This is a genomic window from Jatrophihabitans sp. (assembly GCF_035474675.1).
In the GTDB taxonomy this organism is placed as follows: Bacteria; Actinomycetota; Actinomycetes; order Mycobacteriales; family Jatrophihabitantaceae; genus Jatrophihabitans_A.
Map to the genome: position 1 here is coordinate 1 of NZ_DATINC010000011.1, position 6,044 is coordinate 6,044.

The 6,044-nt window shown below is 70.7% G+C and carries 8 protein-coding genes; 3 read left to right on the plus strand and 5 right to left on the minus strand.

Features of this window, described 5'->3' with window-relative positions:
• On the minus strand, nucleotides 1-1,034 hold a 1,034-nt coding region (locus VLJ82_RS00915; protein WP_408661440.1), incomplete at its 3' end, for an NAD(P)H-quinone dehydrogenase.
• An 83-nt stretch (nucleotides 1,035-1,117) separates the two neighbouring features.
• On the opposite strand from VLJ82_RS00915, the gene VLJ82_RS00920 reads away from it, so the two are divergent.
• The 3 genes from VLJ82_RS00920 (at nucleotide 1,118) to VLJ82_RS00930 (ending at nucleotide 2,552) form a co-directional block, all read left to right on the plus strand.
• On the plus strand, nucleotides 1,118-1,570 hold the full coding sequence (locus VLJ82_RS00920; RefSeq protein ID WP_408661441.1) for a gamma-glutamylcyclotransferase family protein: 453 nt from the start codon (nucleotides 1,118-1,120) through the stop codon (nucleotides 1,568-1,570).
• A gap of 124 nt (nucleotides 1,571-1,694) precedes the next feature.
• A complete protein-coding gene (locus tag VLJ82_RS00925) occupies nucleotides 1,695-1,970 on the plus strand; it encodes a hypothetical protein (protein WP_408661442.1) in 276 nt (91 codons plus the stop codon).
• Between the two features lie 198 nt (nucleotides 1,971-2,168).
• Entirely contained in the window at nucleotides 2,169-2,552 is a 384-nt protein-coding gene (locus VLJ82_RS00930; RefSeq protein WP_408661443.1) for a hypothetical protein, read from the plus strand.
• Between the two features lie 76 nt (nucleotides 2,553-2,628).
• Here VLJ82_RS00930 and VLJ82_RS00935 read toward each other — a convergent pair whose 3' ends face one another.
• From VLJ82_RS00935 to VLJ82_RS00950, 4 genes are all read right to left on the minus strand, one after another.
• Nucleotides 2,629-3,819, minus strand: a complete 1,191-nt coding sequence (locus VLJ82_RS00935) for an amidohydrolase (protein ID WP_408661444.1) — start codon at nucleotides 3,817-3,819, stop codon at nucleotides 2,629-2,631.
• Nucleotides 3,820-3,854: 35 nt separating this feature from the next.
• A complete protein-coding gene (locus VLJ82_RS00940; RefSeq protein WP_408661445.1) occupies nucleotides 3,855-4,571 on the minus strand; it encodes a VOC family protein in 717 nt (238 codons plus the stop codon).
• Nucleotides 4,568-5,659: a methylmalonyl Co-A mutase-associated GTPase MeaB gene (gene meaB / locus VLJ82_RS00945; protein WP_408661446.1), complete on the minus strand. Its 1,092-nt coding sequence runs from the start codon at nucleotides 5,657-5,659 to the stop codon at nucleotides 4,568-4,570. The genes VLJ82_RS00940 and meaB overlap by 4 nt, the downstream gene beginning before the upstream one ends.
• Nucleotides 5,660-5,665: 6 nt before the next feature.
• On the minus strand, nucleotides 5,666-6,044 hold a 379-nt coding region (locus tag VLJ82_RS00950), incomplete at its 5' end, for a cobalamin-dependent protein (protein ID WP_408661447.1).

The following is a 6,044-nucleotide window of genomic DNA, read 5'->3' on the forward strand; positions in this document are numbered from 1 at the left end:
CGCAACGGCTGCACCGCCTCGCCCAGGGCGTGCCACATCGCCACCCGGCCCTGCATGGCGGCCACCGAGGCCAGCAGCAGCACCCCGGTGCAGTCGCCGGCGGCGTAGATGCCGGGCACCTGGGTGCGCGAGACCCGGTCCACCTCGAGGAAGCCGGCCGCGTTGGGCGCCAGGCCCACGTGCTCCAGGCCGAGCCCGGCGGTGTTGGGCACCGAGCCGACGCACATCAGCACGTGCGAGCCGCGGACGGTGCGCCCGTCGGTCAACCGCACCTCGACCTCGTCGCCGTCCCGGGTCACCGACGCCGCCCGGGCCTTCTTCATCAGGGTGCCGCCGCGTTCGGTGAACACCTTCTCGATGACATCGGCGGCCTCCGGGTCCTCGCCGGGCAGCACCTTCTCGCGGCTGGACACCAGCGTGACCGGCACGCCCAGCTCGGTGTAGCCGGAGGCGAACTCCGCGCCGGTGACGCCGGAACCCACCACGACCAGGTGCGAGGGCAGCTCGGTCAGGTCGTAGAGCTGGCGCCAGGACAGGATGCGCTCCCCGTCCGGCTCGGCGCCGGGCAACACCCGTGGGGTGCCGCCGGTGGCCACCAGCACCGCGTCGGCCTCGATCCGCTCGTCCGGGTCGCCGCCGGTGCTGCTGACGTCGAGCGCGAACGTCCGGCCGGGCTGGTCGGCGGCGAAGCGGGCCCGGCCGGCCAGCACCCGGACGCCGTGCTTGTCCAGCCGGCGGGCGATGTCGGCGGACTGGTTGGCCGCCAGCCGCCGCACCCGCTCGTTGACCACCGCCAGCTGCACCGGGGTGTTGCCGGTGGCCGGCGCGTGCAGGCCGACCGCGGGGGCGTCCCGGAACGCGGTCACCTTCTCCGAGGTGGCGATCAGGGTCTTCGACGGCACGCAGTCGTAGAGCACGCACGCCCCGCCGACGCCGTCGGCCTCGATCAGGGTGACCTCGGCGCCGAGCTCGGCCGCGACCTGGGCGGCCTCGTACCCGGCCGGGCCGCCACCGATGATCGCGATACGTCTCACCCGCCCATTGTCGCGGATCTGGGCCGGACGCACCCGCGCGGGGCTGATGATCACGCATCGGTTTGTCGGTAGGCTGCGTGCTCGTGCTCCTCTACGCCGCGTACGGATCCAACATGGACCCGGCCCAGATGCGCACTCGATGCCCCCACTCACCGTTCGCCGGAACCGGCTGGCTGCCGCACTGGCGGTTGACGTTCGGCGGCGAGGACCTGGGCTGGGAAGGCGCGCTGGCCACCCTGGTGGAGGAGCCCGGCAGCGCGGTCTTCGTCGCCCTGTACGACATCACCGCCCAGGACCGGGTCGCGCTGGACAAGTGGGAGAGCGCCGACTCGGGCCTGTACCGGACCTGCCGGCTGCGGGTGTCCACCCTGGACGGCGACGTGCTGGCCTGGACCTACGTCCTCAACGGCTACGAGGGCGGCCTGCCCTCGGCCCGCTACCTGGGACTGATCGCCGAGGCCGCGGACGCCGCCGGAGCGCCGGCCGACTACGTCGACGAGCTGCGCAACCGTCCCTGCCGCTCCATCGGCGGCTGACCTGCCTGGTGCCGGCAAGCTTCCTGTCGCCCGTTCAACTCCTATAGATAACCGGGGCTACGAGGGATGACGGACCACGGCGCGGTTGCTTGAACCGGTAATACGCATAGTTCACTATCGCCGCATGAAGTTGCCACTCATCCCGGCCGCCGCGCTCGGCTTGGCCGTTATGGCCGGATGCAGCAGCCACAGCAAGGCCAACAGCTCCGAATGCAGGCAGATCAGCGACGACTACTACGCCGTAATGCAGGATGCCGCCGACCACTTGGCGACTAACCCCAGTGGAATGTCGGCTGCATTCGACAAAGCCAAGGTGTTTCAAGATAAGGCACGGGCCAAGGGCTGCCCTGTACCGGATGTCTTTAAGGACTCAGGCCTCACGGGAAGCCCTACCCCGTAATGTCCGCTGGTAGCTAAGTCATCTGGCTTGAAAGTCGGGGTTAATACCTAGTAGCTGCATCTGCGACTACTCTTGGCTGATCGATAAAAGCGCCTTGATCTCCGCCAACTGATCGGTCGTTAGGTTCTCGCCTGGACGAGTCGATGGCATTCATAGCGTCGAATGCTTCATTCCACACATCCATGCAATTTCCACCACATGGCATGGCCGTTGATGGTCAAAGACGCTAACGGTGCGGCAGTCCCCGACGCATGGTTCATGGCCTCGGTCGCCAAGCGAGAGGAGAAGGGTTCCGACGTCAATGTGGCGGTTCACCTCGTCAAGGACGTGCTGCTTGCAGACGTCGACGCCGCGGTGGTGGTCAGCAACGACAGTGACCTCAAAGTAGCGATCGAGTTGGCTCGGGCCTACGTTCCTATCGGGTTGGTCAATCCCACAAAGGGATATCCCGCTGGTGCGCTCAACGCGGACTCTGGTGCGGGCGTCGGCGGTCACTGGTGGTATCAGCTGACTGCCCAGGACTTCACGATGAACCAGCTGCCTTTTCAGGTAGGCAGGTGGTCGCGACCGCCGGGCTGGTAAAAGTAAAACCCGGCCCCAGAGGGACCGGGCGGTGTGCACCGATACTAGGCGGAGATCGCCAAGGTTCGCAAGCTGATCAGCCGGGTTTGACGGCGCCGTTCCAGTACTCGTCGAGCAGCGCGGTGGTGAACCGGACCCCGATCGCCAGGGCGTCCTCGTCGATGTCGAAGTTCGACTGGTGCAGGTCGTACAGCGGCGCCCCCGGCCCGCGCACCCCCAGCCGGGCCAGCGCGCCGGGCACCGTCTGCAGGTACCAGGCGAAGTCCTCGCCACCCATCGACTGCGCGGTGTCAGACACTGCCAGCGGGCCGAACGCCGCCAGCGCCGCCCGGGTCTGGATGCCGACCAGGGTGCCGTCGTTGGCCACTGCCGGCACGCCCGGGTCGTAGTTGATCTCGATGTCGACCCCGGTCGGTGCCACGATCTGGCGGGCCAGCTCGGTGACCATCGACTCCAGGTTCTTCCACAGCCGGTCGTCGAGCATCCGCACCGTGCCGCGCAGCGTCCCGGCGGTGGGAACGGCGTTGGCCGCCGAGCCCGCGGTCACCGCCCCCCAGACCAGCGAGACCGCGGCCCGCGGGTCGATCCGGCGCGACAGCAGGCCGGGCAGCTCGGTGATCAGCTTGCCCAGCGCGTACACCACGTCGGTGGTCAGCTGCGGGCGGGCGGTGTGGCCACCCGGGCCGGTCAGCTTGATGTCGATCTGGTTGCACGAGGCGGTGATCGGCCCGATCCGCAGCCCGATCTGGCCGACGTCGAGCTTCGGGTCGCAGTGCAGGGCGAAGATGTCGGTCACGCCCTTCAACGCGCCCTCGGCCACCGCCGCCTCGGCGCCGCCGGGCAGCCGCTCCTCGGCCGGCTGGAAGATCAGCCGGACGGAGCCCGCCAGCTCGCCAGCCTGCGCCAGGCAGCCGGCCACCGCCAGCAGGATCGAGGTGTGCACATCGTGCCCGCAGGCGTGGCACACCCCCGGGTACTGCGAGGCGTAGCTGACCGTCTTGTTGTCGGGCAGGGGCAGCGCGTCGATGTCGGCGCGCAATGCCACGAAGTCCGGGCCGTCGCCGATGTCGCAGACCACTCCGGTGCCGATCGAGAGCCGCTTCGGGGCCAGCCCGAAGCCCGACAGCGCCGTGAGGATCAGCTCGGTGGTGCGGTATTCGGAATAGCCGATCTCGGGATGGCTGTGCAGGTCGCGCCGCCAGCCCACCAGCTCGGAGGAGTGGACGCCCAGCCAGTCGAGGGCTGCGGCGTGGAGGCTGCTCGGCACACAGGCACCTTATCGTCCGGCGGGCTGTGATCGTTTCAGTCAGTGGCGTCCTGGCCGGTACTGGGCACGAAAGCGCAGAACTCGTTGCCGGCGGGGTCGGCCAGCACGTGCCAGGCGGTGTCTAGCCCGGGTGGCCGCAGCAGGGTGGCACCGGCGTCGATCAGCAGCTGCGGGTCGGCTACCCAGACATCCCAGTGCACCCGGTTCTTGACCGTCTTCGGCTCCGGCACCGCGCCGAAGACCAGGTACTCGAACGGAACGCCGGACGCCCTGGTCAGCGCCCAGTCCGCGCCGTCCCGTTCCAGCTCGCCGCCCAGCACCGAGGCCCACCAGCGCGCCACCGGCTCGCCGTCGGCGCAGTCGACGATCACCTCATACAGGCGGTAGTCCGGCACCTGCTCCCGGACGAAGCCGCAGAACTCCTGGCCGTCCGGGTCGGTGAACACCGTCCAGGCCTGCTCGTCGGTGGCCGGTGCCACCACCCGGGCGCCGCGTCCGGTGAGCTCGTCGAGTGAGCCGGTATGGACGTCCAGATGCACCCGGTTCTTGACGGTCTTGGGTTCGGGCACCTGGTTGATCCAGATCGTCTGGGTCTCCGACGTCCCGACCAGCGAGACGTCCGAGCCGGTGCGGCGCACCTTCAGGCCCAGCGTCGGAGCCCAGAACCGGGCCGCCTGCTCGACGTCGACGGCGTCCAGGCACAGGTCCTTGAAGGTGGCCAGCGCCTCCTGCCCGGCCCGCCCGCCGGTCATGGCCGGCCCGCTGTCGGCAGGCCCGCCAGGATCCGGTCCGCGGCCTGCGTGGCGGTCAGCTCGCCGGCCAGCACCGCCTGCTCGGCGTCGGCGGCCAGCGCCCTGGCCGCCGGGGTGTCCAGCTGCTCCAGCAGCCGGTCGCGCACCATCGACCTGGTCCAGTCCACCAGCTGGCGGCGGCGCTTGGCTTCGAACCGGCCGTCGGCCAGCAGCTTGTCCCGATGCCGTTGCACGTGCTTCCAGACCTCGGCCAGGCCGGTGTTGTGCAGCGCGCTACAGGTCAGCACCGGCGGCTGCCAGTCCCCCTCGGCGCCGCGCAGCAGCCGCAGCGCCCCGGACAGCTCCCGGGCCGCCCGCCGCGCGGCGTCGGCGTGCTCGCCGTCGGCCTTGTTCACCGCGATCACGTCGGCGATCTCGAGGATGCCGCGCTTGATGCCCTGCAGCTGGTCGCCGGTGCGAGCCAGGCTCAGCAGGACGAAGGTGTCGACCATGCCGGCCACCACGTACTCCGACTGCCCGACGCCCACCGTCTCGACCAGCACCACGTCGTAGCCGGCTGCCTCCATCACCAGCATGGTCTCCCGGGTCGCCCGGGCCACCCCGCCGAGGGTGCCCGAGCTGGGCGAGGGCCGGACGAAGGCGGCCGGGTCGACGGCCAGCCTGGTCATCCGGGTCTTGTCCCCCAGGATGCTGCCGCCGCTGCGCGCCGAGGACGGGTCCACCGCCAGCACCGCCACCCGGTGGCCGGCCGCGGTGAGGTTGCTGCCCAGGGTGTCGATGAAGGTCGACTTGCCGGCCCCCGGCATTCCGCTGATGCCGACCCGCTGGGCCGAGCCGGTGTGCGGCAGCAGCCGGGCCAGCAACTGCTGGGCCTGGTCGCGGTGGTCGGGACGGCGGGACTCGACGAGCGTGACGGCCCGCGCGACCGCGGCCCGGTCGCCGGCCAGCACCCCGTCCGCGAGCGCCCGGACGGCCTGGTCGGATGCGGCCGCGGCTTGGTCGGGCGCTGCCGCGGTCTGATCAGGAGCAGCTGAGGCCGGGTCGGGCACAGCCGCGGCCTGGTCAGGGGCGGCCGGATCGGTTGCCACCGTGGCTCAGCCGGCGCCGGGCTGCTGGCGGTCCAGCGCGTCGAGCAGCTGCAGGGCAGCCGTCGCCAGCACCGTGCCGGGCGGGAAGATCGCCGCGGCGCCGGCCGCCCGCAGCTCGTCGAAGTCCTGCTCCGGGATCACCCCGCCGACCACGATCAGGATGTCGGAGCGGCCGAAGGCGGCCAGCTCCTTGCGCAGTTCCGGCACCAGGGTGAGGTGCCCGGCGGCGAGCGAGTTCACGCCCACCACGTGCACGTCGGCCTCGACGGCCTGCCGGGCCACCTCGGCCGGGGTCTGGAACAGCGGGCCGACGTCGACGTCGAAGCCGAGGTCGGCGAAGGCGGTGGCGATCACCTTCTGGCCCCGGTCGTGCCCGTCCTGGCCG